The organism is Uliginosibacterium sp. TH139, from assembly GCF_002855595.1.
GTDB lineage: Bacteria > Pseudomonadota > Gammaproteobacteria > Burkholderiales > Rhodocyclaceae > Uliginosibacterium > Uliginosibacterium aquaticum.
Genome location: NZ_PKRR01000002.1, coordinates 627,369 through 653,964 on the forward strand (window position 1 = coordinate 627,369; position 26,596 = coordinate 653,964).

Annotated in this window: 22 protein-coding genes; all 22 read right to left on the bottom strand. The window is 57.9% G+C overall.

The genetic code is table 11. The annotated features are described in order from the left end of the window. The 22 genes from rfbC to C0V76_RS06565 all read right to left on the bottom strand — a co-directional run bounded on the left by rfbC (position 1) and on the right by C0V76_RS06565 (position 26,096). Positions 1 to 549 (bottom strand): dTDP-4-dehydrorhamnose 3,5-epimerase, encoded by a 549-nt coding sequence (gene rfbC / locus C0V76_RS06455; RefSeq protein WP_101941536.1) that lies wholly within the window; start codon positions 547 to 549, stop codon positions 1 to 3. A 10-nt stretch (positions 550 to 559) separates the two neighbouring features. Beyond that, entirely contained in the window at positions 560 to 1,546 is a 987-nt protein-coding gene (locus C0V76_RS06460) for a serine/threonine protein kinase (protein WP_101941537.1), read from the bottom strand. Then, positions 1,546 to 2,649, bottom strand: coding sequence for a sugar phosphate nucleotidyltransferase (locus C0V76_RS06465; protein ID WP_101941538.1), 1,104 nt, complete (start codon positions 2,647 to 2,649; stop codon positions 1,546 to 1,548). The genes C0V76_RS06460 and C0V76_RS06465 overlap by 1 nt, the downstream gene beginning before the upstream one ends. Positions 2,650 to 2,675: 26 nt before the next feature. Beyond that, positions 2,676 to 3,578, bottom strand: a complete 903-nt coding sequence (gene rfbA / locus C0V76_RS06470) for a glucose-1-phosphate thymidylyltransferase RfbA (protein WP_101941539.1) — start codon at positions 3,576 to 3,578, stop codon at positions 2,676 to 2,678. A gap of 405 nt (positions 3,579 to 3,983) precedes the next feature. Beyond that, entirely contained in the window at positions 3,984 to 4,622 is a 639-nt protein-coding gene (locus tag C0V76_RS06480) for a hypothetical protein (protein ID WP_101941541.1), read from the bottom strand. Then, a complete protein-coding gene (locus C0V76_RS06485) occupies positions 4,612 to 5,358 on the bottom strand; it encodes a tyrosine-protein phosphatase (RefSeq protein ID WP_101941542.1) in 747 nt (248 codons plus the stop codon). Before C0V76_RS06485 ends, C0V76_RS06480 begins: the two co-directional genes overlap by 11 nt. Positions 5,359 to 5,570: 212 nt before the next feature. After that, positions 5,571 to 7,802, bottom strand: coding sequence for a polysaccharide biosynthesis tyrosine autokinase (locus C0V76_RS06490; RefSeq protein WP_101941543.1), 2,232 nt, complete (start codon positions 7,800 to 7,802; stop codon positions 5,571 to 5,573). A 52-nt stretch (positions 7,803 to 7,854) separates the two neighbouring features. Further along, positions 7,855 to 8,418, bottom strand: coding sequence for a polysaccharide biosynthesis/export family protein (locus C0V76_RS06495; protein WP_216821665.1), 564 nt, complete (start codon positions 8,416 to 8,418; stop codon positions 7,855 to 7,857). A 1,146-nt stretch (positions 8,419 to 9,564) separates the two neighbouring features. After that, positions 9,565 to 10,851: an outer membrane beta-barrel protein gene (locus C0V76_RS06500; RefSeq protein ID WP_158239163.1), complete on the bottom strand. Its 1,287-nt coding sequence runs from the start codon at positions 10,849 to 10,851 to the stop codon at positions 9,565 to 9,567. A 67-nt stretch (positions 10,852 to 10,918) separates the two neighbouring features. Continuing rightward, complete coding sequence (locus tag C0V76_RS06505) at positions 10,919 to 12,295, bottom strand: O-antigen ligase (protein WP_101941545.1); 1,377 nt, start codon at positions 12,293 to 12,295, stop codon at positions 10,919 to 10,921. 717 nt (positions 12,296 to 13,012) lie between these two features. After that, entirely contained in the window at positions 13,013 to 13,474 is a 462-nt protein-coding gene (locus C0V76_RS06510) for a hypothetical protein (RefSeq protein ID WP_101941546.1), read from the bottom strand. Positions 13,475 to 14,016: 542 nt separating this feature from the next. Next, complete coding sequence (locus C0V76_RS06515; protein WP_216821666.1) at positions 14,017 to 14,658, bottom strand: WecB/TagA/CpsF family glycosyltransferase; 642 nt, start codon at positions 14,656 to 14,658, stop codon at positions 14,017 to 14,019. A gap of 112 nt (positions 14,659 to 14,770) precedes the next feature. Continuing rightward, positions 14,771 to 15,271 carry a DapH/DapD/GlmU-related protein gene (locus C0V76_RS20325; RefSeq protein ID WP_101941548.1) on the bottom strand — a complete coding sequence of 167 codons (501 nt, stop codon included), beginning with the start codon at positions 15,269 to 15,271 and terminating at the stop codon, positions 14,771 to 14,773. Continuing rightward, on the bottom strand, positions 15,258 to 16,475 hold the full coding sequence (locus C0V76_RS06525; RefSeq protein ID WP_101941549.1) for a glycosyltransferase family 4 protein: 1,218 nt from the start codon (positions 16,473 to 16,475) through the stop codon (positions 15,258 to 15,260). The genes C0V76_RS20325 and C0V76_RS06525 overlap by 14 nt, the downstream gene beginning before the upstream one ends. After that, a complete protein-coding gene (locus C0V76_RS06530) occupies positions 16,472 to 17,761 on the bottom strand; it encodes an O-antigen ligase family protein (protein ID WP_101941550.1) in 1,290 nt (429 codons plus the stop codon). Before C0V76_RS06530 ends, C0V76_RS06525 begins: the two co-directional genes overlap by 4 nt. 22 nt (positions 17,762 to 17,783) lie before the next feature. Then, positions 17,784 to 18,983 carry a lipopolysaccharide biosynthesis protein gene (locus tag C0V76_RS06535; protein ID WP_101941551.1) on the bottom strand — a complete coding sequence of 400 codons (1,200 nt, stop codon included), beginning with the start codon at positions 18,981 to 18,983 and terminating at the stop codon, positions 17,784 to 17,786. Then, complete coding sequence (locus C0V76_RS06540) at positions 18,980 to 20,065, bottom strand: acyltransferase family protein (RefSeq protein WP_101941552.1); 1,086 nt, start codon at positions 20,063 to 20,065, stop codon at positions 18,980 to 18,982. Before C0V76_RS06540 ends, C0V76_RS06535 begins: the two co-directional genes overlap by 4 nt. Positions 20,066 to 20,269: 204 nt before the next feature. Continuing rightward, a complete protein-coding gene (locus C0V76_RS06545; RefSeq protein WP_101941553.1) occupies positions 20,270 to 21,340 on the bottom strand; it encodes a GDP-L-fucose synthase in 1,071 nt (356 codons plus the stop codon). 412 nt (positions 21,341 to 21,752) lie between these two features. Beyond that, on the bottom strand, positions 21,753 to 22,877 hold the full coding sequence (gene gmd, locus C0V76_RS06550) for a GDP-mannose 4,6-dehydratase (protein ID WP_101941554.1): 1,125 nt from the start codon (positions 22,875 to 22,877) through the stop codon (positions 21,753 to 21,755). A gap of 75 nt (positions 22,878 to 22,952) precedes the next feature. Further along, complete coding sequence (locus C0V76_RS06555; RefSeq protein ID WP_101941555.1) at positions 22,953 to 24,389, bottom strand: mannose-1-phosphate guanylyltransferase/mannose-6-phosphate isomerase; 1,437 nt, start codon at positions 24,387 to 24,389, stop codon at positions 22,953 to 22,955. A gap of 134 nt (positions 24,390 to 24,523) precedes the next feature. Further along, on the bottom strand, positions 24,524 to 24,715 hold the full coding sequence (locus tag C0V76_RS06560; RefSeq protein ID WP_101941556.1) for a hypothetical protein: 192 nt from the start codon (positions 24,713 to 24,715) through the stop codon (positions 24,524 to 24,526). 931 nt (positions 24,716 to 25,646) lie between these two features. Continuing rightward, the gene (locus C0V76_RS06565; protein WP_101941557.1) at positions 25,647 to 26,096 is read right to left on the bottom strand and encodes a transposase; all 450 of its coding nucleotides are present in this window, start codon (positions 26,094 to 26,096) and stop codon (positions 25,647 to 25,649) included. Positions 26,097 to 26,596 lie beyond the last annotated feature (500 nt).

The following is a 26,596-nucleotide window of genomic DNA, read 5'->3' on the forward strand; positions in this document are numbered from 1 at the left end:
TCAGGCGTAGCTTTCACATTGCACGAACTTCAACCCCAGCTGGTCCTTGCCAGAGAGCTGCGGCACGATGTCACCCAAGCGCCAGTCCACGCCCACGATCGGGTCGTTCCAGGCGAGGCAGCGCTCATGCTCGGGCGCGTAGTAATCGGTGGTCTTGTAGAGAAAGTCTGCCGATTCAGACAGCACTACGAAGCCGTGGGCAAAGCCCGCCGGCACCCAGAACTGGCGCTTGTTTTCAGCGGAGAGCTCGACGCCCTGCCATTTGCCGAAAGTGGGCGAGGAACGACGCATGTCGACCGCCACATCCCACACCCGGCCACTCACCACACGCACCAGCTTGCCCTGCGGTTGCTGCAGCTGATAGTGCAGGCCACGCAGCACCCCGCGTGCGGAGCGGGAGTGATTGTCCTGCACGAAATCCAGCTTCAGGCCCGTAGCCTCAGCAAAGGTTTTCGCATTGAAGCTTTCCATGAAGAAACCGCGCTCATCGCCGAAAACCTTCGGTTCGAGAATCAGCAGGCCTTCCATTTCGCCCTTGATCACATTCATTGCAACGCCCTCAAAAATGCCATTCTTCTGTCATGCGCGGCACCTGGTCGCGCAGACTACCAATGTGTTCCTCCCACCAAGCCCGGGTATTGAACCACGGGAAGGCTGAAGGGAAAGCCGGGTCTTCCCAGCGTCGCGCCAACCAGGCCGCGTGATGAATCATGCGCAGTGTACGCAGCGCTTCAATCAGACTCACTTCACGCGGATTGAAATCCGCAAAATCCTCATAACCCACAAGCAGATCGCAGAGCTGGCGCGTCATCTCGCCACGCTCGCCACTGAGCAGCATCCACAGATCCTGCACAGCCGGCCCGGTGCAAGCATCATCGAAATCCACAAAGTGCGGCCCGGCATCGGTCCACAGCACATTACCCGGATGGCAATCACCGTGCAGACGCAAGGTCTTCACGTCCCCTGCGCGCTCGAAGCTGCGCCGCACCTGATCCAGCGCGGTGCTCGTTGCACTGCGGTACGCCTCGCGCAGATCAGCCGGCAGATGCGGGCAATCGAGCACGTAGGCAGCAGGCTGCTCACCCCAGCTCACGGCATCCAGCGTCAGGCGATACTCAAAGCTGCGGGTCGCGCCCACGGCATGGATTCGCCCAATGAAACGCCCCAGCCACTCCAGCACGGCCGGATCGTCCAGTTCCGGGCTGCGGCCACCACGTCGCTCAAACACGGCCACGCGAAAACCTTCATGCCGGGCCAGAGTATCGCCATCCGGCAGCACGATCGGCGGCACGGCGGGAACCTCCTGCTCGGCCAGCTGGAGCGTGAAGGCATGCTCTTCGCGAATGGCCGCGTCCGTCCAGCGTTCGGGCCGGTAGAACTTGGCCACCACGAAACCACTGTCCTCAACCCCGGCCTGATACACCCGGTTCTCATAACTGTTCAGCGCCAAAAGCCGGCCGTCCGTACGCAGACCGGTGGCATCGATGGCATCCAGCACCAGGTCGGGCGCCAGGCGGGAGAAAGGGTGAGCGGCAGCCTCGGTCATCAGGCGCGCGCGTCGCCCCAGCGCAGGATGGTGCGGTCGTCCCCGGCATACACGGTATGGCCGGTGCGATCCACGCAGTAACGCGACGAGACGATCATCTCGGCGAAGGTCATGCCGGCACCAATGCGGGTGTATTCGAAGAGCACGCTGCGCACTACGGTCGAGGCCTTGCGAATATGGCAGCCATGGCCGATCCAGGTCGGGCCAATGATGGTGGCGCCTTCCTCGATCTTCACGCTGGAGCCGATATAGACCGGGCCCTCAATGTGCACCTTGTCCCAGTCGATATGGGTATTCAGACCCACGAACACGCCCGGGCGCACCTCCTTGCCCGGCATGTCCATCTGCGCCACTTCGCCACGCAACACGCGCTGCAGCACGGTCCAGTAATCGGTTACGCGACCGATATCGATCCAGTTGAAGAAGCGGTTCTGGGCGAAGAAGGGCAGGCCTTTCTCGACCAACGAGGGGAAGAGTTCAGAGCCGATGTCATACACCGTGTTTGACGGTACCAGATCGAGCGCAGCCGGCTCGAAGATGTAGATACCGGTGGAAGCCAGCGTGCTCTTGGCCTCCTCGGGGCTGGGCTTCTCTTGGAAGGAAATGATCTTGCCTTCCTCGTCGGCCACCACGATGCCGTAGTTCTTCACTTCGGACAGCGGCACATCCAGCGTCACCACCGAAGCAATCGCGCCCTTGGTCTTGTGCTCGTGCAGCGCGGCGCCGATATCCAGATCGATGATCGCATCACCGCACAGCACCAGAGTGGTTTCGTCGAAGAAACCGGAATTGTCCTGGATGTGCTTCATGCCGCCGGCCGAGCCGATCGGCTTGGGCAGGATGTCACCGTGCTCGTAGGCGCCCTCGTAGGAGTAGCCGATTTCCACGCCCCAGCGGTGGCCATCGCCGAAATACTCCTCGATCTTGCGGTGCATGAAGGCCACGTTGATCATGATCTCCTTCACGCCGTAGCGCGCGAGGTGCTCGATGATGTACTCAAGCACCGGCTTGCCGAGGATCGGCACCATAGGCTTGGGAATATCCTTGGTCAGCGGACGAACACGGGTGCCCTGCCCCGCTGCGAGAATCATTGCCTTTGCCATCACACGCTCCTTGTGTTCAAGATTTTTCAGTAAATCGTTTCGTTCAGAATCTGCAGCAAGTACTGCCCGTAGCCACTCTTGCCCAGGCGCTTGGCCTGCTCTTCGAGCTGGGCATTGTTGATCCAGCCGTTGCGCCAGCAGATCTCTTCCGGGCAGCACACCTTGAGCCCCTGACGCTTCTCCAGGGTCTGGATGAACTGGCCAGCATCAAGCAGGCTGTCGTGTGTACCGGTATCCAGCCAAGCATCGCCCCGGCCCAGCATCTGCACATCGAGCTGGTTCTTCTCGAGGTAGATCCGGTTCAGATCGGTGATTTCCAGTTCGCCACGCGCGGAGGGCTTGAGGTTCCGGGCGAACTCGACGACTTGCTGGTCGTAGAAGTAGAGGCCCGTCACGGCATAGCGGCTCTTCGGGGCTTTAGGCTTCTCTTCGAGGCTGATCGCGTGGCCTTCCGCATCGAATTCGACCACGCCGTAACGCTCGGGGTCGGACACCGGATAGGCAAACACGCTGGCACCCGTCGGGTTCGCATCGGCGGCCTTGAGCCGGGCCGATAGATCATGGCCGTAGAAGATGTTGTCGCCGAGCACGAGAGCCGAGGGGTGGTCGCCCACGAAGTCGGCGCCGATGATAAATGCTTGTGCCAGCCCGTCCGGGCTGGGCTGCACGGCGTACTCGAAATTCACGCCCCAAGCTTTACCGTCGCCGAGCAGCTGCTCGAAGCGCGGGGTGTCCTGCGGGGTGGAGATGATCAGGATGTCGCGAATGCCCGCCAGCAGCAGCACGCTGAGCGGGTAGTAGATCATCGGCTTGTCGTACACCGGCACGAGCTGCTTGGAAACAGCGAGCGTAATCGGGTGCAGACGGGTGCCGGAGCCACCGGCGAGGATGATGCCTTTACGGGGCTTGTGAGTGAGTGCTGCGGTCATCGCGGAAGTCTTTCGCAAAGAATATCGATGCGCAGGCGCATGGCAAACGTCGGGCAATCGCGGCTCGGGCTCGGGCTTACGCCCAGCAAGAAATCATGGTGCTCACGCCCTTGCAGGCCCTTGAGAAATTCGAGCCGGCCAGCGCGGCCCCGATTCTCCCGGCTCACCAACAGCCCCTCACTTCGCGTACGCCACTCAAGCACGAAGTCACTGCCAATGCAGCCTGCTCCGCGGGTGGCAAGAATGCTCACGACGTGATCTCCGAGCCTTGTAAAACTCCGCCAGCCCTCAAAAATGGCCGTATTAAACCACGACAACAACACACCGAAAGACATGCCCCTGCGGCAACCGTACGACGCCAGCCACCACTCATCGACAACGCACAAGGGAATGAATCTGCGTGTCTCACTTCAACACATCCGGATGACCGTAGTTTTTCGCCAGCCTCTCCAGCTCCTGGCGCTCCCAGGGCTGGCTGGTGCGATAGAGCGCCAGCACCCATTGCTGCAGGCTGGGTGGCATATCCGGCCACATCGCCAGCACCAGATCCGCCGAGAGTTTCTTGACGCCCAGTTCATACGGCCCGTACTTCAAGGCCTGCTCCAATGACGCAGCAGCCCCAGCATGATCACCGAGGGCGTAAAAACTCAGCGCCAGGTTGGACCAGGCCGCACCGTTCTGCGGGCGCAGGCGCAGAGAGGTCTGCTGGTAACCCATCGCCTCGCCGAAATAGCCCTTCCGGAGGCTGGGCTCATTCCAGCCGCGCTGGCCACGCAAGGTGTTCAGAATGCCCAGGTAATCAAAGGTGAGCGGGTTGTCCGGCATGATCTCCGCCGCAGCCAGCAGATCATCGCGCGCCTGCACCCACTCTGGCACCGTCCACTTCGCGCTACCTGCAACCCAGGTATCAATCCGGTAACGCGCTTGAATCGCGCTGAAATCACCCCGCATCAGGCGCTGGCCTTGCCACATGCCCCAACCGACTGCCAGCAGGATCAAACAAATCAGGAGCCAATTGCCCAGTTTGCGGCGCTCAAGCGGCATGACCAAGCTCCCCGCCCAGCTCGATGCCGCACAAGCGCGCCGGGCCATGAATGCTCAATTCATCCGCCAAGGCAACCCCGAAACGGCGCTCCAGCACGGCGCGGGCTTCCCGCATGCGGGGCGGGCGGCCCTGCAGATTGTGCGCATCGCTGGCAATCGCACTCGCCCAGCCCTCGTGCAGCATGAAATCTGCCGCCGCAAGCACGCGCGGGCCAAACTGCCCCACCAGCGAAGCAGCCGTCAGTTGCAGATAGCAGCCGGCATCCACAAACTGGCCGACGCGATCAGGCTTCTCCATGATCGCCTTGTTGCGCTCAGGGTGCACCAGCACCGGGCGGATGCCCATGCCAACCAGATGCCGCACCAGATTCACCGAGCCCAGTGGAATCTGCGCATCCGGCAGCTCCAGCAGCATGGTGTGATAGCCCTCGCAGTGGCCAAGGAACGGGATGTGGCCTTGCTGAACCAGCTCCAGCACTTCGTGCGACAGACGCACCTCGCCCCCGAAGGAGAGGCCCAGCTCGATACCGCGCAAACGCAGCAAATCACGAAACAGCGAAAATTCGCGCTCGATGCCTGCTTTCAGATTGTCGAACCGGCCGGGGAACACATGCGGTGTCGCCACCACATGGCGAATCCCGTCGGCCACGATGGCACGTGCCAGCGCCAGCGCTTCGTCCGGTGTCGCTGGGCCATCATCAATACCCGGCAGCAAATGGCAATGAATGTCGATCATCTGGAAACAGCTACCCGATTGGCGATGCACATCATTTGTTCGTGGCGCAGGAAACACGGATGCGTCATTGCCACCACTTTCTAAAAGACACTGGATTCCCGCCAGCGCGGGAATGACAGAACTCAAGGCAGCTCTTGCGCGAGGCATTTCAGTCCGCCAGAAACCGCAATGCCCGCTTACGCGGGCATCTTGTCAAACCGCCCGCAGCGAAATCAGGCTGCGCTTTTTGTCTTCTGCGAGTAGCCGTAGCCCTCGTAACCATCCTTGCCGTAGCCCGAGTACTCGCCGTAGTACGTCTGGGCCTTCTTGAAGTCCAGGTGGTTCAGCACCACGCCAAGCAAATTCCCGCCAGAGCGCTGCAGACGCACAAGGCCCTTGCGCACCAGCGGATACGGCGTTTCCATCGCCCGCACCACGTACACCACACTGGTCGCCAGCGGTGCAATCACCAGCGCATCGCTCACCAGCTCCACCGGCGGCGAATCGATGATGATCACTTCGTAGTGCTTGGCCAGCACTTCCAAGGTTTCGCGGAAGCGCTGCGAGAGCAAGAGCTCGGCCGGATTCGGCGGCACTTCGCCCACCGGCATCACCGCCAGCGAAGAACCCTTGATGCTGTGGATGCACTCCTCCAGCCTTGCCGTTCCTGCGACCAAAGCCGAGAGGCCACGCGCAGCCGGCGGCAGCGCCAAGCGGCGCGCCACCTGCGGGCGACGCATATCCGCATCAATCAGAAGCGTGCGCTTGGTCTGGGCATGGGCCAAAGCCAGATTGGAGGCCACGGTGGTCTTGCCTTCACCCGGCACACTCGAAGTCACCACCAGCACCCGGCAAGCCGCATCCAGGTTGGAAAGCAGCACGCCGGTCCGCGCGGTGCGCACCGCCTCCGCCAGATGGGACTCCGGCTTATCGATGAACATCGTCATGGCATTCTTGCCCGCCTGCGCACCCAGCTCGGGCAGCGCAGAGAGTACCGGCAACTGGAAGCGGCGTTCCGCATCCTCGATGCCCTTCACGGTGTTGTCGAGCTTGTCCAGCAGGAGGGAGACCAGCACGCCGGCGAACAGGCCCAGCACCAGCGCAATCGCAATCACCTGCCCCTTCTTGGGCTTCACCGGCAACATCGGCGCCACCGCAGCATCCACCACGCGCGCCACCGCACTTTGCAGATCACTGCTTTCGTGGGTTTCCTTGGCGCGGTTCATGAACATTTCATAGAGCTGCTTGTTGGTCTGCACCTCACGCTCAAGCACACCCAGCTGGAACTCCTGGCGGTTCACGTTCTGCACCGAACCACGCGCCGAATTGAGCGCGCCTTCCAGCGCACGCTCAGTAGCCTTGGCCGACTCGTACTCACGCGTCAAGCTGGCCGCCACCGATTGCATCTGGCGCATCAGGTTGTCTTTGGCCGCCTTCTGTTCGGAAGTCGCCTGCACCATCTTCGGGTGCTCGGCGCCATAACGCTGCTGCAATTCAGCCACTTTCTGGCTGGCGGCGGCCTCGGCCTTGCGGGCCTCACCCACGGCCTGGTTACGCACCACCGCCGGCACCGAGGAATAGTCACCGTCCTTCACCAAGCGCATCTGTTCATAAGCGCTCTCGGCTTCGGCACGCCGCGCCTTGGCCTCGACCAGACGCTGGGTCACTTCACCGATCTGCTGACCGATCATGGTCTGGGCCGAGCCCGACAGGCTCACGATCCCGGCCTTCTCACGATAAGCCTGAAGGGCCTGCTCCGAGCTCACCAGCTTGTCGCGCAGCGATTGAGTGCGCTCCTGCAGCCAGTTGTTGGCCTGCTGGGTCATCTTGAACTTGGCTTCACGGTCAGCGCTGATATAGGAATCCGCCACCGTATTGGCCACTAGCGCAGCCAGCTTCTTGTCTTCGGCCGTGAAGCTCACCTTCACCAGCTGACTCAGCCGCACCGGCTCCACCGACAGCTTCGCAGAGAACGCCGCCACAACGGCATCCACCAGCTTGTCCTCAGTCCAGGTGGCTTCCGTCTTCTGGATGCCCAGCGCGCTCTTGATCTTGCCGATCACGCTATCGTCAGGCTTGCGTACATCGAATTCCGGGTATTCCCACAGGCGCAGGCCGCGCACCACGCGGGTTGCCACCTCGCGGGACTTCAGGATCTCCACCTGAGTCTGGTAATGCTCCTTCTCCTGCGAAGCACCGCCATACACATCCTCGATCGAGAGCACCTTGCGCTTGCCCTGTTCGATCAGCACGGTCGTCGTGGCCCGATATTCCGGGGTAATCGAAAACACGATGGCCCCCGCCAGCACGGCCACCACCAGGCCCAGCGCAAGGATCGCCCACTTGCGTTTGGTGATGCTGCGCCAGTACTCCAGCAGCTCAAGCTTGCTCTCTTCAGACAAGCCACCACCCAGCGCAGTAAAGCCCTGCTCGGATTCGGAAACGGATTGGGTATGTTGATTCATGTTCGGGAACGACCAAAAGACAAGGGCGGTTGCGGTGCAAGCCAGCCGGAAATCAGAAGAAGCTCTCTTCCACCGTAACGATATCGCCCGGATAGACCGAGGTATTCAGATCCACCTTGAGCTGGCGCTGTTGCGGATCATCCCCGCGAATCAGGAAAAGCTTGCTGAGCGAAGCACGCTCCTTGAAGCCTCCTGCCAGGGAAGCCGCCTTGCGCACCGTGAGGCCAGGCTGGAAGGGATAGCCACCGGGCTTGTCCACCATGCCGTTGATGAAGAACGGGCGATATTCATCCACAGAAACCGACACCTTCGGATTCACCAGGATGCGGCCCTTGAGGCCTTCCACCACCTTCTGTTCGACTTCGCCCAGCGTATTGCCACGCACCGCCAGCTCACCGAGGCCCGGCATGAAAATCGAGCCGCTATCGGTCAGGCGAATCTTCTCGCGGCTCAGATCTTCTTCACCAAAGACGCGAACCGAAATCACATCGCCTGCACCAAGACGGTAAGCAGAGAGAAAACTCGAAACGGACGCAGGCTCGGCCGCAGGTGCCTGAGCAAGGCCCAGCGCACTCCAGAACATCAGCAGCACAAGGCTCACAACGCGCAAGAACATCAAGTCTCTCCAATCGAACCAGACGCAAGGGCTGCCGGCTGGCAACCCTCGCTCACAACGCCAGCATAAACCGCGCCTGCCGGCGCGGCCATTCAAGAAATACAATCGCGCGATCATGCAGGTGCATGCCCGCTGACCACCGCCGGCTAAAGCCGGCCCTACACAACCCAAACCGGCCCAATAGGCCCTGTAGGTGCGGCTTTAGCCGCATGTGCCCCAACTCAAGCTCGGGCCCCGCCGGCTGAAGCCGGCCCTACACAATCAAAACCAGCCCGATAGGCCCCGTAGGTGCGGCTTTAGCCGCATGCGCCCCAACTCAAGCTCGGGCCCCGCCGGCTGAAGCCGGCCCTACACAACCCAAACCGGCCCGATAGGCCCTGTAGGTGCGGCTTTAGCCGCATAAGCCCCAACTCAACCCGGGCCCCGCCGGCTGAAGCCGGCCCTACATAACCCAACCCGGCCCGATAGGCACTGTAGGTGCGGCTTTAGCCGCATGCGCCCCATGCCACCTCGGGCCCCGCCGGCTGAAGCCGGCCCTACCAACCCAACCCGGCCCGATAGGCCCCGTAGGTGCGGCTTTAGCCGCATGTGCCCCACACCACCTCGGGCCCCGCCGGCTGAAGCCGGCCCTACACAATCAAAACCAGCCCGATAGGCCCCGTAGGTACGGCTTTAGCCGCATGTGCCCCAACTCAAGCTCGGGCCCCGCCGGCTAAAGCCGGCCCTACACAATCAAAACCAGCCCGATAGGCCCTGTAGGTGCGGCTTTAGCCGCATAAGCCCCAACTCAACCCGGGCCCCGCCGGCTGAAGCCGGCCCTACACAACCCAACTCAGCCCGATAGGCCCTGTGGGTGCGGCTTTAGCTGCATGCGCCCCAACTCAAGCTCAGGCCCCGCCGGCTGAAGCCGGCCCTACCAATCAAACCCAGCCCGATAGGCCCCGTAGGTGCGGCTTTAGCCGCATGCGCCCCAACTCAAGCTCGGGCCCCGCCGGCTGAAGCCGGCCCTACCAACCCAACCCGGCCCGATAGGCCCTGTAGGTGCGGCTTTAGCCGCATGTGCCCCATGCCAACCCGGGCCCCGCCGGCTGAAGCCGGCCCTACATAACCCAACCCGGCCCTACACAATCAAAATCTGCCCGGCTATCAGAACGAAGCTTCCACCTTCAGCATGCTCAGGCGACGCACGTAGTCATAGGTATCCACCGTCGAATCGCGATGCGAGAAGGTGTATTCCAGACCCACGCCCAACCAGCGGCGCACGTCATACATCAGCGCAGCGGAATAGACGTACTCGTCATCCTTCCGGTTGGTGTTGCGATAGTTGGTATCCAGCTTGCCAGCCGACAGCTTGCTGTGCAGATAGCTCTTCCAGTCGTGGTTCCAGCCCAGCGACACGCTCTTGGCAATCGGCACACCGGTGAAACCATCCGGATCGTTGGCGGAACGGCCACCCATCAGGTCAAACGAGGAATAGCTCAGCGGCTTCCAGCGCACCGAAGCTTCCCAGGTCGGGCCCAGGTAATCCTGGCGGATGCTGGTATCGAAGTTCTTCTGTTGCTGGCCTGCCTTGATCGTGCCGGTCACCGCAGCCGAAGCATCCCACGAGAGCCCCAGCAGGTAACGGGTGTCATCGTTGGAGAGCAGGCTGGTGTCGTTGGTGTAATCGAAATAGGTACGGCGATACTCAGCGATCAGGCGTGTCTTGGGCATCACGCGGTAGTAGAAGCGAGCGCCCACATTGGTGTTGTCCACATCCGCCGACTCGGTGGTCGCACGATTGTTCTGGTAGCGCTTGGAGCCCCAGCCCGCATCCATTTCCACACGGCCGGCAGCCTCTTCAGCCCCGTACCGGAAGGTGGCACTCACCGCCTTGCTGCGATAGTGGTCAGCCGTCTGATTGCCGATGCTGCGGTCAGTCGAGCCGATCGGATCATAGTGATCACCGCTCGAAGCCCCCCAAGCCATCGCGGCACGCGAGCTGAACACATTCTGTGCCTGGAAAATCACATCATTCTGAGCAAGGCTGTTCGGATCGAAATTCGGGTAATGCACGAAGTCACCCTTGTAACCCAAGGTGTAACGATCTTCGCGATAGCGCGTCTCGGCGGTCACGGTCGGGCGAATGCGGTAGAAAGCCGAGCCCGGCTCCGAACCCTTGCCTGCCATGGTCACGTTGCTGTCATAACCCGTAGAGGCTTGGGCATCTGCATAGACATTAAGGCCATCAGCCACCTTCAGGGCTTGCTGCGAACGACCCGCAGCCACCGGCACACCACCGGACTCAAACACATTGCCCGGCAGCACATTGGCCGAATTCGGCACGGCGCGCGAAGAAGCAGGAATCGTGTCCGCCTCGCCAGCCGCCCACACCCCCGTTGCCGTCAAGGCAAACAGAGCGCTCATAACCAGATGAAGTTGCTTGTGTTTCATACAAACCCCCGAGTCAATTTTTGTTGATCCCATTGCCGCGATCACTTTTTTTGCTGCGCTGCAGATCTCACGCCGATGATCGCTGATTTCTGCCCGCTTGGCGCGGAACTAATACCCAAACCAAAGCCAAAAGAGCGCTAAAAGTCAGTGCGTTAGCAGGGACCTGCAGGTTGAAATCCACCCAGCTGTGGATCAGCAAACAACAGATCGCCATCGCCACACCAAACGCCATTCCCCGATTCAGGCGCGACTCCCGCTCATTCCACAAACGCGCAATCCGGCCAATCGTCAGCAGCACCGCCGCCGCCAGCAGCCCGAGCCCCACAAAACCCGTTTCGGCAGCGATCTGCACATAGTCGTTGTGCGCGTATTGCCAGAAGCCTTCCTTGTCCGCGCTCTTGAAGCGTGGAAACACCGTATAGAAACTGCCTGCACCAAACCCCGCCACAGGCCGCTCCATCACCATACCCAAGGCCTGTATCGGCGTTTCCGCCCGCTGCGCCAGCGTTTCCTCACCCCGTGCATGCTCGGTTTCCACCGCCGTGTTCTGCAGGCGCTGCACCACCCGATCCAGCCCCACCCACTGCCCCACAATCACCACATCCACCACGATCAGGCTCAGCACCAGCCAGAAAGCCGATTTGCGCAGGCGCGGATTATTCAGCATCCCCAACCCACCCACCAGCAACAGGGATGAGAAGAAAGCCACATTACCCATGCGCGAGCGAGTCAGCACCAGCGCGATCACCATGATCACAAGCATCAGGCGTACCAACATCTTTCCCGAGAGCATGAACTTAAGTACAGCCACCAGCCGCTGACGTCTGTTCGGTGCCGTACCCGAGCCCCCCATGCGCGCCAGCATCACCCCCACCCCGGCCGCAATACACAACTGCATATAGCCCGCCAGGTGATCGAAATTGGCGAAGGTACCCATCGCCCGGCTGCCTTGCTGGTAAGGCATGAAGAGATAAATGTGCTCGGCACGCGAAGCAAACAGCGCGATCGCCACCAAAGCCTGCAGCACCCCAGCCCCCAGAATCGTGCCGGCCAGCCACATCACCCGCCGCTCCGAATTCACCAGTAGCAGCACCAGCGCAAACGCTGCCGCATAGCCCATGGTCAGGATCAAGTATTGCAGGCTGTTGAAAAGCTCCGCAGAAATCGGCGCATTGCCCATCAGGGGCAAACGCTGCCCAGCCACCCACAGCCCGAAAAGCACGATACAGCCCAGCGGCCACTTGCCCGCCCCCAGGCGTGCCCAAACAGAATCACCGCGCAAAGCCAGCACCAGCACCACCAGCGCCAGCACACCCAGCAAAGCCAGCACCAAAAACCCCAGCGCCCAGGTGCGCGCGCTCGCCAGCGGCACAGGCGCCCAGGCCAGCACGCCCAGCAACGCCACAAACGCCCAGCCCTCCACCCGCTCAAGCCATGCCGCCATGCAATCCGGTACCGATCAATCCACCCAAAAACAGAAACCCGCCCCGCAGGTGATTCCCACGTGACATCCCAGACCCCATGTATTTCGTAGGTGCGGCTTCAGCCGCATATCCCACGTAATACCTCGGGCCCCGCCGGCTAAAGCCGGCCCTACAAACCCCTTAACCACCAGCCCGATGATTTCTGTAGGTGCGGCTTCAGCCGCATATCCCACGTAACACCTCGAACCCCGCCGGCTGAAGCCGGCCCTACAAACCCCTCAACCACCAGCCCGATGGTTTCTGTAGGTGCGGCTTCAGCCGCATGCCCCACGTAGCACCCCGGGCCCCGCCGGCTGAAGCCGGCCCTACAAACCCCTCAACCACCAGTCCGATGGTTTCTGTAGGTGCGGCTTCAGCCGCACGCCCCACGTAACACCCCGGGCCCCGCCGGCTGAAGCCGGCCCTACAAAACCCTCAACCACCAGCCCGATGATCTCCGTAGGTGCGGCTTCAGCCGCATACCCCACGTAACACCCCGGGCCCCGCCGGCTGAAGCCGGCCCTACAAAACCCTCAACCACCAGCCCGATGGTTTCTGTAGGTGCGGCTTCAGCCGCACGCCCCACGTAGCACCTCGGGCCCCGCCGGCTGAAGCCGGCCCTACAAAAACACGCCAGCTACGCAAACAGCCAAAGAAAATGGCAGCCGTAGCTGCCATTTACGCGGCATCGCGAAGAATCAGATGCGGCTGGAACCGCCGCCGCCGCCACTGCTGCCGGAACTCGTCAGGGCCGGGGCCGGGGTATTGCCAGTAGCAACGCCTGCAGCTTCACCCGAGCCAGCCTGCTGGGCGCCAGAGTTCGGGCCTGCAGCCGTCGGGCCACCCGCCACAGCCACCGGGTCAGCGCCCGCAGACACCAGTGCGGTCGAGGCCTCCTGAGCCGGCACACCAACACTCACCATCGCGGCCTGAGCCTGAGCCGGCGGCACGCCAGCTTCCAGCAGAGCCGCAGCAATCTGACCGGAATCAGCGCCGTCAGCCTTAAGCGCCTCGGCGATCTGTTGAGCAGTCTTGCCAGCCTTCACTTGAGCGGCCGCCTTGGCACCCAGAGCGCTGGGGGCCTTCGGAGCGCCCTGCGCGAAAGCTGCGCCGCTCACCATGGTTGCCAGCGCCAAGGCCAGCACAGAAATCTTGTTCATTACGGACATTTCATCCCCCTGTATCAAATTCGGACCATAAACGCTGCGAAGTATACCGATCACACCGTATTGACAGGGCTCAACTTTTCACCAGACAGGGCAAAAGTCACACATCCAGTCAATTGGCATCGGCACCCATGACACGCTTCAGAGCACAAACCAAGCCATGCACAGGCAAAGGGCGATTCGTGACGAAATTCACGCCCACGCAAGCCTCATACAGCGCTCGCGCCTCAAAATCGCGCACAAACAGCCCACCCGCACCACAATCGCTCCACCCCAAGGGGCAGTTTTGAAGCACGCCGCCGGCACAGGTCGACCAACCAATCAAACCCAGCCCGATAGGCCCCGTAGGTGCGGCTTTAGCCGCATAAGCCCCAACTCAACCTGGGCCCCGCCGGCTGAAGCCGGCCCTACACAACCCAACCCAGCCCGATAGGCCCCGTAGGTGCGGCTTTAGCCGCATGTGCCCCAACTCAAGCTCGGGCCCCGCCGGCTGAAGCCGGCCCTACCCGTAACGGGCACAGGTCAATGCCGCGGCGTCATGTACGCCCGGATACCCCCAACAATTGCTTGGCGGCACCAAGAATAAACAGCGTATTCGTCACGAAATAGCGCTTCCACAAACGTCGGGGCTCAGAGCACAAACGATGCAGCCACTCCAGGCCATTGCGCTGCATCCACAGCGGTGCCCGAGTGATCGTGCCCGCGTGATAATCAAAAGCCGCGCCCACTCCGATCATCACCGCATTGATCCGGCCACGATGCGCGGCCATCCATTTTTCCTGCTTCGGGCAACCCAGGCTCACCCACACGGTGCCAGCGCCTGAGGCATTGATGCGCTCAACGATCTCGGCATCCTCCTCAGGGGTCGCAGCGCGAAAAGGCGGCGAATACGCACCGGCGATCTTCAGGCCCGGCATCTTCAAGGCCAGCACCTTCTGCAAAACATCCAGCGTTTCGGGCATGCCACCAAACAGATAGATCGACTCTTCTGACCCGGCAATCGCTTCGCAATATTTCCACATCAGGTCCGGGCCGTTGATGCGTTCCTGCGCAGGATGCCCCAGCTTGCGCATCATCCACGCGACCGGTGCGCCGTCGGGCGTGGCCATATCCGCCTCGCGGATCACCTTGCCAAAGGCTGCGTCCTGACCAGTCGTCACCACCGAATGCGCATTCACGATACAAACATAGCGGCTCTCGCGTTCCGTTGCCCATGAACGTATGCGAGCAATGGCTGCAGTCCAGTCAACTACGTCCAAATATGCATTTAAAACATTTACGACCAGCCTGCTAAGCATTATCCACCTTCCTCCACCCAACCACTTTGGCAGGATTACCCGCGACTATTGCTCCTCGCGGTACGTCGCGCGAGACTACGGCCCCGGCCGCAACAACAGCACCTTCGCCAACGGTGACACCAGACAAAATTATCGCTCCAAACCCAATCCACACTCCACTCTCTATTTTTGTGTGCAACGACAAGGCGCGCACCTCTCTGACCGTTGGTGCATGGAATATCAATCCAGAGCTATTAATATCGTGATCCCTTCTGCCCACAATACCGACATTGTTTGCAATCAAACAACCAGAACCAATAGACCCTTCCACCTCAATCGTGACGTTTTTCCCAATGTACACGTCTCTGCCAACACAAAGAGAATATATCGAAGTAATCGAACAACTGCGCCCAATATATACATTCTCTCCAACCACCAAACCGGGGGACTTTAGCTTAAAAAAAAGCACTCTTATTTTTGAAAAAATAGCCTGTCTAAGACTAAATCTCATCATAAACCCTCTTCAAAAACGCTTCTTTTGCCTCCCAAGTAAAACTCGTCCTCATCACACCCACAGCCTCTAGGCTATGACGACGATACAAGTCAGCATCCTCAGCATAACCAATCAATGCATCACAAAACCCTTTGACGACCTCAAGATAACTACCAAGAGGCACCAAAACACCTCCTCCTGCCCTCAAAATCTCTCCAGCCCCCTGATGATCAATCGCGACAACAGGAATGCCTTTACTCATAGACTCCAAAACAACGTTACCAGAAGTATCTTGTACGCTTGTAAAAAGCATAACGTCTGACTTTTTATAAATCGAACTAACTTCAGAATAGTCAACAGATCCCAAAAACCTAACAACCGCTTGAAGATCGGGCCGCGCCTTCACGCTCCCCCTCCAAAAATCTAAGTCTGGCCCATCCCCTGCCACCATTAAAGAAATAGAAATATCAGGCCTTACTTTCAAAAATTCCTCGACAGCGTCCAGTGCGACACCCAAAGCCTTTCGCGCCTCAACCCGCCCAACCCAAACAACGTTAATATTATTGCGAGCAGAAATATCTCGCCCTTGACCAATTGAGGCATCTTGAACCGCCGTCTCTAATACATTAACGGCACTCCGGATAGAAAAACCATCAAACCTTCTCCGAGTTTCATCATTCGCAAACATCACAAGCGATGAGCGCTTAACCGCCAACCTCACAAACGGGTTAAATCGAACCCCTTCTTTCATCCACGCACGGACTATTTCTTTTCTCCAAGATTTTCCATAAATTCCTTTGGCCATCGCAGGAGGGGTTTGCCCACCACCCACGGGGCCCCAAATAAATTTGCACCGAGGCAAAAGCCACATCAACCCGGGAAAGTCCATCGCGTTATAAGTCACATGATGAGCCACACAAAAACCATTTCTAACATGCAACGTCAACGCATATAAAAACGCAAAAAATTGCCACGCAACATAGTAAACCTTTATGCCGGGCGCTCTATGGTCGAGTCCTGAAAAACCAAAAACATCAAAACAACAAACCTGAACACCCTTAATCCCCTCAGACAAAAGCCTTTCTTCAATATTACTTTTGTGCTGCCATCTTGTAACAACCCAAACCCGCCCAATATTTGATGATATTTTTAGCCAATTCCAACCAACATACGGCTCAGACCCCATCTTCGGATCACACGCAAAGGCCGACAATAGAATCTTCACACCCGCCCCCTCGCCAAAAAAACATTGACTCTAAAGAAAGTCCCAAAAAACACATAAAACGGTATTGCAAAAAATGGCTTTTCCATCCCGTCTTCACCAAGAGAAAAAGCTGTTATACAGATCAAAGTCATAATCGTTATGTCGCAGTATTTAAGCAAATAAGACTCAAACTGACCTGAGCACCTTTTAAGCCGCCCAACCACCACCGCACCCCTAAAATACAAAAAAGAATGCAACAGAACAATCAAAAAAAAGCCCACCACCCCTAGCCGCCCAAACGCTGACACATAAGAATTGTGTGGCTCTCTAACCACAACATCCCCGGCCAGAACAAAATCAATTAAAGGCTCTCCATAACCCTGACCAAACAAAAAAACGCGCCAATCGTTCACGGCAACATTCCATATATTTATCCACCAGTCAGTGCGATGCCCCACCCCGGCCGCTGCATCATCAAAACCCTCTGAGGGGGCGCCTGTAATGGCGTAAATATGATTCATCAAGACACTCAGATCAAAGCGCACCCCGAGTCTTGACAGCGATTCAAGATCAAATAAAGACAAAACAGAAATACCTGCCAAGCCTGCAGCAACAGCGCTGGCAATCAAAACTGCTGCCCCTTTTTTTCTCCAGGCGACGTAGATAGAAAGAAGAGCAAACTGTATATAAGTCGTTCGTGACTGAAAAACCACAACAGTGTATGCAAAAACAAGCCCAAAAATCACGACAGGCCACACTCCTTCATTTTCATTTTTTCCAACGATCAAATAAAAAGCCACCACCATTAACAATGACGCGGTAGAAACATACGAAAAAATAGTCGTCTCAGCCCCCGCGCTCGTTGTCATAGAGGGAAGAAATGGCAAAACGTAATCTCTAAAAACATAGAGCACAGCGTAGAGCAAAACAGCCATCCCGAACCACTTGGCTTTCCTTGCGAACCACGCGAAGCATGTAACAGGAATACAGTACCCCAACAAAATCGCCGAAGTTTCTATTAGATGACTTGAGTCTCTTATTGCCCAAAAACCATACTCAGGAACATCAAAAACAAGATGACAATAACCAACAACCCAAAAAAACAATAGAAACAAAAACTCTCGTTCAAAAACAAACTCTACTATCAAGCCCAATCTACCAAAAAAAACAACCGCCCCAACAGCCAGCAAAACCTCCCCAAAAGGCACCAAGGCAACCTGAACGACCTGAAGACCATAATTCAACAACAAAAATAAAAAAACCAGACAAACAAAAGACTTTTGATAAAAACTTGGCTGCGCGGGCATAAATTCACCTATCAAATGAAACTCATTTTTTTGCTTGATGACTCACAAAAAAGGCAAAAAAATACAAACAAAAAAGCACCACGCAATTAACAATCATCGCCAAATAAGGAGAGTAAAGGCCGCCAGACTTCAAAACCAGCAGAGAAGCCACAACCATCAAAAAATTAGACACCCAGCCTACAACAGGCATATCCTGGACAACCCCCGCTCCTTTCAAAATCGCCCCAAAAATAAAAATAAACAACATAAAAAAGTTGCATAAAACTATAAGAACAGAAATAGCAAAAGGACTTCTAAGCGGGTAAGAATAAACAAACCTGAAAACAATATCGCCAAAAAATATAACCGCCATCGAATATAAAAAATTCACAAAAAAAACAGCCGCAAGAAGCCCTTTCGCACTACCAAACCCAGCCAAAACACCTCTCGATCTATTTAGAGAAAACGCATTAAGCAAATACGTCGAAAGAGTTGAATTAAATTGAGCAACAGGAAGAACCATGTTGTACTCTGCACGAAACATAGCCTGCGCGACAGGGGACGAAAAAAAAGGCATGGCTAAAAATACAAAGCCGGACTGAACCCACATGCAAAGAGAAGACGGGGCAATCCGCCACCCTTCTTTTACAAGACAAACAACGCTACTCCACCTTGTTTTCGCTTTCAGCTTTTTCCGGCCAAAATACAAACCCGTTCCCGCACATACAATTGCCGAGACATAGTTAACAAACAAAGCTAGAGCAGCATCCAGAAACCCTATGAGATAGGCCACAAAAGAAGACAGAATAATAATCGCACAAAAGCAAAAGGTCGTCACAACAGACGTTGCTCCATCGCCGCTCATCATCTGATAGCGACGATACATCCAAAACAACGGAACAGCCCACCCCACCAGAGAAAACTCTAGAAAAATTGTTTTGTTTTCAAAACAATCCGGGTAAACCATCGCGACAACAAATGAAAACAAAATCCAAGAAAAAACAGAAAAAACTAGGGCCGATATAAAGTCAAACTCCTGCGGGCGGTCACTAAATTCAATCAGCATCGGCTCAATAACAAATGTATTGTGGAGCGTCTGGAAAAGTGTAGCGGCGGCAGTAAGAGTCACAAACAAAGCATAATCGGCTCGCCCCGTCGACCTAAACAGCAAGACTGACAAAAAAAGCCCAGAAAACGCCCACAACACCTGTTCAAGCACAACAAGCACTGCTCCTACGCTCACCGCACACACCCTTTATTAAAAAACCTTCTCCAAAAACAAAACTCTCTTGGATAAAAGACAATCTGCCCAACAACCCGCTTTTTCGCAATCAAAACATTGAACACGGTCGCAACAAAGACAGCACAAAAAACAGAAATAACAAACTCAAAAAATCCTGCTCCATTAAAATCGCCAGACAAAATAATAAGAACTTTCTTTTGGATGAATTGGTGGCTAGCCAAGACAGGAAGAGTAGCGGACCCAATAGCCAAAAAAATACGATTTTTTACCGGAATTGTTTTCAACAAAGAAAAAACAAAAGCGACCCCGAGTGCAGCCACAACTACTGCTCCACCAAGTGGAATCATTCTCCGGCTATCAATATCCACACTTGGCGAAAAATATAAATAGGATGACGCAAACGTCACACCAATAACAAACAAAGCTCTAAAGCTCGCCAAATCTGAATTAGCGGCAAATATCGCCTTTAACGCATAACCAAAAATTACAAACCCAGATCCGACTAGTACTAGATCAAAGCTCCAAAAACACCCACTCGACCTACAACTCCCCCAGCCAAAGCTATCAGTAATCAGAAAACCGAACTGTGAAACGGCGAACGTTCCTAGCGTGGCGACCAACAAGCCAAAAACAGCAATGCAGGCGAAACGCCGAGCACTCCTACCCACCAAGTACAATCTAAAACACTGCAAAACAGCCCAAGTAAAAATAAGACAAAGCGCTAGAGCAGGCAAAAACCAAAGCGGCCCTGGGTGCATCGTGTGCCCCGTTCCATACAAAATCCCAAGCAATAGATCAAACAGTGATGCGTTGGCAGCATCTCCTCTGCCCGCAACTAAGGGCAGTGATAACAAAGCGCATGCTACGTAAACCCAAATCAACGATGCGGCACGCCCAAAAACAGACTTCAGCGATTCCTCAGGGTTAAGGGTGGCGCCCGATAAAGAAAAAAACAGCGGCACATGAAACGAAAGAATTATTTTGTAAACCTCCGGATGCTGCAGCCAGACATAAGGATTGTGCCCAACAACAACTAGTAATATCCCTAGGGATTTACCAAAATCTATCCAAGGCTCTCTCATTTATCTCTCAATTAAAATCAGTACGAAAAAATATCCAGCCAATCCAATTGCTAGGGAGGGGCTCAAGCCATAATACTTTTACTGTTGTCGGACGCACCAACGGCGCCGATCTCTTCTAGTGCGGCCGGTATTTCCACGCAATCGCATTTGAGGCTCCCTGTAGGCAGCAACTTGCTCGGCGCGCTGAGTGCTGGCGAGAATCATTCATGCTCGATACGCTTCGAACGCGCTCCTGATCCCTTCCTCAAGCTCCACCGCCGCCTTCCACCCCAGCGCATTCAATCGCGCGCTATCCATGAGCTTGCGCGGCGTGCCGTCCGGCTTGGTGGCATCGAATTCAATCTGGCCCTGATAACCCACCACCTTGGCAACGAGGCTGGCCACATCGCGAATGGTGATATCCGAGCCAAAGCCCACGTTGATGTGGCTGCACATCGGACTGGTGTTGGCGGCGTAGGTGGCGTCGTCCAGATTCATCACGTAAATGCTGGCGGCGGCCATGTCGTCTACATGCAGGAATTCGCGGTAGGGGGTGCCGGTGCCCCAGAGGGTGACGGCCGGCCGGGGGCTGATCACTGAGGACGCGGTAATCGGCGCCTCGGCATCGAGGCCGATCATGGCTTTGATGTCTTTCGGGATTTCGCCGTGCTTTTGCTCGTTGGCGATGATGCCGGCGAGATCGCCTTCCATCGCGAGTTTGGCGAGATGGAATTTGCGGATCATGGCGGGCAGCACATGGCTATTGGCGAGGTGGTAGTTGTCGCCGGGGCCATAGAGGTTGGTGGGCATCACGCTGCGGTAATCCACGCCGTATTGGCGGTTGTAGCTTTCGCAGAGCTTGATGCCGGCGATCTTGGCGATGGCGTAGGGCTCGTTGGTGGGCTCCAGGGTGCCGGTGAGGAGGGCATCTTCACGCATGGGCTGAGGCACGGCGCGCGGGTAGATACAGCTGGAGCCGAGGAAGAGGAGTTTCTGTACGCCGGTGCGGTAGGCGGATTCGATGATGTTGGCCTGGATCATCAGGTTTTGATAGATGAAATCGGCCGGGTAGGTGTTGTTGGCGTAGATGCCGCCGACCTTGGCTGCAGCCAGGTAGACCTGGGTGGGTTTTTCGGCTTCGAAGAAGGCGCGCACGGCAGCCTGATCAGTGAGATCCAGCTCGGCGTGGGTGCGGGTGATGATGTGGGTGTGGCCTTGGGCCTGAAGCTGGCGGACGATGGCGGAGCCCACCATGCCACGGTGGCCGGCGACGTAGATTTTTTCCTGTGTGCTCATGTGTGGTTCAGTTTCAGGTTGCGCGTTTCGACGTGCCCGGCGGGGCGGGTTCGTTTCGCCTGTGCGGGTGAGGCCGCAGTTACAGGTTTGGTGCTTGGGTTTTTGCGGCTGAAGCCGCACCTACGGGTTGGTTTCTTTCGTTCTGGTTTTGCGGCTGAAGCCGCACCTACGGGTTTGTTTGTTTCGTTCTGCTTGTGCGGCTGAAGCTGCACCTACAGAGTTCGTTGCTTGGGTTTTGCGGCTGAAGCCGCACCTACAGGTTTATTTGTTTCGTTCTGCTTGTGCGGCTGAAGCCGCACCTACAGGGTTTGGCCTGCTTTCATGCAGAAGCCCGCGGTCCGTTTTTGTGGGATACGCGGGCTTCGGTGAGGCGCTTCGCCATTTCGGTTTGCTGAAGTGGCGAGTAAGGGGTTTAGCGTTCGGTTGATACCGATACGTCGAAACCGTGAGTCTTCAAGAGTGCGTGGCGGCGGGCGGCTTCGAGATCGGCGGCGACCATTTCTTCGCACATTTCCTGCACGGTGATTTCAGGCGTCCAGCCGAGCTTTTGCTTGGCCTTGCTGGGGTCGCCGAGCAGGGTTTCTACTTCAGCCGGGCGGAAGTAGCGCGGATCGATCTTGACGATCACATCGCCCACCTTGAGGGCCGGGGCTTTGTCGCCAGTGATGGCTTCAACAATGCCGACTTCGTCCACGCCCTGCCCTTCAAAGCGCAGCTTCACGCCCAGGTGCTCGGCGCTCCAGCTAATGAACTGGCGCACGCTGTATTGCACACCGGTGGCGATCACGAAATCATCGGGCTGATCCTGCTGCAGCATCATCCATTGCATGCGCACGTAATCCTTGGCGTGGCCCCAATCGCGCAGGGAATCGATGTTGCCCATGTAGAGGCAGGATTCCAGCCCTTGCGAGATGTTGGCGAGGCCACGGGTGATCTTGCGGGTGACGAAGGTTTCGCCCCGGCGCGGGGATTCGTGGTTGAAGAGGATGCCGTTACACGCGTACATGCCATAGGCTTCGCGGTAGTTCACGGTGATCCAGTAGGCGTACATCTTGGCGACCGCATAGGGGCTACGCGGGTGGAAGGGGGTGGTTTCCTTTTGGGGAATTTCTTGCACCAGGCCATACAGCTCGGAGGTGGAGGCCTGGTAGAAGCGGGTTTTCTTTTCAAGGCCGAGGAAGCGGATGGCTTCGAGCAGGCGCAGGGTGCCCATGGCATCCACATCGGCGGTGTATTCGGGGGCTTCGAAGCTCACGGCTACGTGGGATTGGGCGCCAAGGTTGTAGACCTCGTCCGGCTGCACTTCGCTGAGGATGCGGGTGAGGCAGGAGGAATCGGAGAGATCGCCGTAGTGCAGCTTGAAGCGGGCATTCTCGATGTGCGGATCTTCGTAGATGTGATCGACGCGCTGGGTATTCAGAGACGAGGCTCGGCGCTTGATGCCGTGCACTTCATAGCCCTTTTCGAGCAGGAATTCGGCGAGGTAGGAACCGTCCTGGCCGGTAACGCCGGTGATGAGGGCGACTTTTTTGCTCATGCTCTGTCTCTTTCTATGCGGAGTATCTGAAATTGGAAATTGCGGCCCGGCAGGCCATGCGCTGCCGGGCAGGAATTATTTGCGGCCGTAGGTATCTTCGAAGCGCACGATGTCGTCTTCACCCAGATAGGAGCCGGACTGGACTTCGATGATCTCCAGCGGCAGCTTGCCGGGGTTGGCGAGGCGGTGCACATGGCCCAGCGGGATGTAGGTGGATTCGTTCTCGCCGAGCAGCAGGGTTTTCTCGCCATTCACCACTTCGGCGGTGCCGGAAACAACGATCCAGTGTTCGGCGCGGTGGTGGTGCATCTGCAGGCTGAGCGTGGCGCCGGGATTGACGACGATGCGTTTCACCTGGAAGCGCGGGCCCATGTCGATGCTGTCGTACCAGCCCCAGGGGCGGTAGACCTTGCGGTGGCTGGCAGCGAGGGTTTTGCCCTCGGCCTTGATGCGGGTGACGATGTTTTTCACATCCTGAGCGCGGGATTTGTCCGCAACCATCACGGCATCGGGCGTTTCGACCACGATCAGATCCTTGACGCCGACAGTGGCGACGAGGCGGCTCTGGGCGAAGATGAGGCTATCTTGCGTGGATTCGAGCATCACGTCGCCCTGGGTGGCGTTGCCGTCGGCATCCTTGGTGCTCACGCTCCAGAGGGCATCCCAGGCGCCGACGTCGCTCCAGCCGGCGTCCATGGGAACGACGACGGGCTGGCCGAGTTCGGGATGAGCGCCGAGTTGCTCCATCACGGCGTAGTCGATGGAGTTGGACGGGCAGGCGATGAAGGCGGTTTTGTCGACGCGGATGAAGTCGCTATCGCGCTTGGCGCCCTCCACTGCGCTCTGGCAGGCGGCGGCCATGGCGGGCTGGAGGGTGGCGAGGGCTTTGAGCCAGACGCTGGCGCGCATCATGAAGATGCCGGCGTTCCACAGATAGTCGCCACTGGCGACGTATTCGGCGGCGCGGGCGGCATCGGGCTTTTCGACGAAGGCGGCGAGCTTGCGGGCGCTGGCTGCACCGGGCATCACTTCGCCGGTGCGCAGGTAGCCGTAGCCGGTTTCGGGGCGGTCCGGCACGATGCCGAAGGTGACCAGCGCGCCCGCTTCGGCTTGCGGCAGGCCTTCAGCCATGGCGGCGAGGAAGGCGGGGGTGTTGGTGACGATCTGGTCGGCAGGCATCACGAGCAGGATCGGGTCGCCCCCTTCTTGGGTGGCGACCAGCGCGGCGAGCTGCATGGCGGGGGCCGTGTTGCGGCCGGCAGGCTCCAGCACGATGCGATCCGAGCCTTTGCCGATCTGGCGCATCTGCTCGGCGATGATGAAGCGGTGCTCTTCGTTGGTGACGACGATCGGCTTGGCAATCTCGGCAGCGAAGCCTTCGAGGCGGCACGCGGTGATCTGGAGCAGGGATTCAGGGCCCGTCAGCGGCAGCAGCTGCTTGGGGTAGGTTTCACGCGAGGCAGGCCACAGGCGGGTGCCGGAACCACCAGAAAGGATGACAGGCTGAAGCATGGCGACGTTTTCCTGAAAGCTGTGAAGGCCTGATTATCGGCCAGAAGCCTGGAGCACTGGGCTCAGGGAGATGGCTAAACCTTCAAAGCCATGCAAAGGCCGGGCCAAATGCCGCCGCCCGGCGCTGTTACCTCTCAGTTGCTACGAGCCTTGAGCACGGCCAGATCGCTCAGGGCCGTGTCCCCCAAAGCAGCCGAAGCGGCAGCAAGCGGCTCGGCGCTTGCGATCGTGCTGGGTGCATCCTGTTGGCCTGCCATGAAGCCAGAAGAGAGCATGAGCCCCAGACTGGCCAGGCAAACCACTGCGCAACGGATATAGAGAGTCATGGTGTTCCCCGGGGGTAGTGCTGATTTCTGTTCTGTGTTGCTTTGTGCAGAGCAATAAACATGCACACTGGCTACGCTCATCGCTTCTGCATCACGCTCCTTTGATCTCGCCCAATGTGCGTAATCAGGGTTTGTGCGGATGTTACGGGGGGTGTGTTGCGGATGCGTGAGAAGTGGTTCTCGGTTCACGCAAAGAGCCCGATCTTTTTGCACTGCAATGCGAAAAATGTCACAGCCTCGAAGTTATTCGCGACTCAAGCCCGGCGAACGGAAGCTGCTGATTTTTAGGGGGATATGCCCTTTGGGGAAAGGGATGACCGAGTGGCAGGCACCGCAGCGGGGCAGAACGCAACGTGATGGCCTGAAGAGGTGCAGCGCGAGCCGGCCGGAGGCATCCCATCGGTGCAACTTAGCCGCAAGCAAGGGCACGACGCGTTCTGTGGGGGTGCGGCTTGGGCCGCGAACAAGGGCCCGACGCGTTTCGTGGGTGCGGCTTTAGCCGCATGACCCCTGCACCACCCCGGGCCCCTGTATTTCGTAGGTGCGGCTTCAGCCGCATAAACCCACTCCACCTCGGGCCCCTGTATTTCGTAGGTGCGGCTTCAGCCGCATAACCCCACTCCAACCCGGGCCCCGCCGGCTGAAGCCGGCCCTACAAACCCCTCAACCACTGGCCCGACGATCTCTGTAGGTGCGGCTTCAGCCGCATAAACCCACTCCAACCCGGGCCCCTGTATTTCGTAGGTGCGGCTTCAGCCGCACAAGCCCACTCCACCACGGGCCCCGCCGGCTGAAGCCGGCCCTACAAACCCCTCAACCACCGGCCCGATGGTCTCTGTAGGTGCGGCTTCAGCCGCATAAACCCACTCCACCTCGGGCCCCTGTATTTCGTAGGTGCGGCTTCAGCCGCATAACCCCTCTTACCCAAGAGTCAAATCCAGGCGGCATCCCAATGCGGATAGGCCCCTATTTCGCTTGCCAGATTTGCGCGCAATGGATTGGCAACGATGTACCGAGCCACACCCTGCAGGTCCTCGTCGGTACGTACGGCGTGATCATGAAATGCGCGCTGCCAAACCTTGCCGCGTGTGCCATGGATGGCATTGATTTCCCTTGCACTCCGGCCCTTCAGGTGCCGGATTACATCGCTCAATTCAACTTCCTGACTCAGCTCGAAGAGCCAGTGCAGATGATCTGGCATTACTACCCACGCAAGCGAACTGACCAAAGCTTGCTCATGCAAGGTTTTCAGGGTTCGTACGACTATCCGGGCGGATTGAAAATCGGCAAACACAGGTCGTCGTGATTCAGTAACCGTGGTGACGAGATAAACGCGCCCCGCTTCGGAAAAACGCCCTTTGCGTAGATGGGTGTAAGGCATAAGACCTTTCGGCGAACACGAGCAGACGGGAGGAAAGTACAGGCTCCCAGCTCACCGCAAAACAGCTACACCCACAGGGGCGGGGGGCCAAAGAAGTGCGGTTTGGGCCGCAAACAAGGGCCCGGCGCATTCTGTAGGTGCGGCTTCAGCCGCATAAACCCACGCCACCTCGGGCCCCTGTATTTCGTAGGTGCGGCTTCAGCCGCATGCCCCCTGCACCACCCCAGGCCCCGCCGGCTAAAGCCGGCCCTACAAAACCATCAACCACCAGCCCGATGATCTCTGTAGGTGCGGCTTCAGCCGCATAAACCCACTCCACCTCGGGCCCCGCCGGCTGAAGCCGGCCCTACAAACCCCTCAACCACCAGCCCGACGATCTCTGTAGGTGCGGCTTTAGCCGCATAAACCCACTCCACCTCGGGCCCCGCCGGCTGAAGCCGGCCCTACAAACCCCTCAACCACCGGCCCGATGATCTCCGTAGGTGCGGCTTCAGCCGCAC

What these genes read in the sequence shown, in the direction of transcription:
- rfbA (WP_101941539.1), bottom strand. Translation starts at nt 3,578, where the DNA reads ATGACCGCAGCACTCACTCACAAGCCCCGTAAAGGCATCATCCTCGCC.
- C0V76_RS06530 (WP_101941550.1), bottom strand. Translation starts at nt 17,761, where the DNA reads ATGCCCGCGCAGCCAAGTTTTTATCAAAAGTCTTTTGTTTGTCTGGTT.
- C0V76_RS06555 (WP_101941555.1), bottom strand. Translation starts at nt 24,389, where the DNA reads ATGCTTCAGCCTGTCATCCTTTCTGGTGGTTCCGGCACCCGCCTGTGG.
- C0V76_RS06465 (WP_101941538.1), bottom strand. Translation starts at nt 2,649, where the DNA reads ATGGCAAAGGCAATGATTCTCGCAGCGGGGCAGGGCACCCGTGTTCGT.
- C0V76_RS06505 (WP_101941545.1), bottom strand. Translation starts at nt 12,295, where the DNA reads ATGGCGGCATGGCTTGAGCGGGTGGAGGGCTGGGCGTTTGTGGCGTTG.
- C0V76_RS06560 (WP_101941556.1), bottom strand. Translation starts at nt 24,715, where the DNA reads ATGACTCTCTATATCCGTTGCGCAGTGGTTTGCCTGGCCAGTCTGGGG.
- C0V76_RS06495 (WP_216821665.1), bottom strand. Translation starts at nt 8,418, where the DNA reads ATGTTCTTGCGCGTTGTGAGCCTTGTGCTGCTGATGTTCTGGAGTGCG.
- C0V76_RS20325 (WP_101941548.1), bottom strand. Translation starts at nt 15,271, where the DNA reads ATGATGAGATTTAGTCTTAGACAGGCTATTTTTTCAAAAATAAGAGTG.
- C0V76_RS06540 (WP_101941552.1), bottom strand. Translation starts at nt 20,065, where the DNA reads ATGAGAGAGCCTTGGATAGATTTTGGTAAATCCCTAGGGATATTACTA.
- C0V76_RS06460 (WP_101941537.1), bottom strand. Translation starts at nt 1,546, where the DNA reads ATGACCGAGGCTGCCGCTCACCCTTTCTCCCGCCTGGCGCCCGACCTG.
- gmd (WP_101941554.1), bottom strand. Translation starts at nt 22,877, where the DNA reads ATGAGCAAAAAAGTCGCCCTCATCACCGGCGTTACCGGCCAGGACGGT.
- C0V76_RS06500 (WP_158239163.1), bottom strand. Translation starts at nt 10,851, where the DNA reads ATGAAACACAAGCAACTTCATCTGGTTATGAGCGCTCTGTTTGCCTTG.
- C0V76_RS06480 (WP_101941541.1), bottom strand. Translation starts at nt 4,622, where the DNA reads ATGCCGCTTGAGCGCCGCAAACTGGGCAATTGGCTCCTGATTTGTTTG.
- C0V76_RS06565 (WP_101941557.1), bottom strand. Translation starts at nt 26,096, where the DNA reads ATGCCTTACACCCATCTACGCAAAGGGCGTTTTTCCGAAGCGGGGCGC.
- C0V76_RS06510 (WP_101941546.1), bottom strand. Translation starts at nt 13,474, where the DNA reads ATGAACAAGATTTCTGTGCTGGCCTTGGCGCTGGCAACCATGGTGAGC.
- C0V76_RS06490 (WP_101941543.1), bottom strand. Translation starts at nt 7,802, where the DNA reads ATGAATCAACATACCCAATCCGTTTCCGAATCCGAGCAGGGCTTTACT.
- C0V76_RS06545 (WP_101941553.1), bottom strand. Translation starts at nt 21,340, where the DNA reads ATGAGCACACAGGAAAAAATCTACGTCGCCGGCCACCGTGGCATGGTG.
- C0V76_RS06485 (WP_101941542.1), bottom strand. Translation starts at nt 5,358, where the DNA reads ATGATCGACATTCATTGCCATTTGCTGCCGGGTATTGATGATGGCCCA.
- rfbC (WP_101941536.1), bottom strand. Translation starts at nt 549, where the DNA reads ATGAATGTGATCAAGGGCGAAATGGAAGGCCTGCTGATTCTCGAACCG.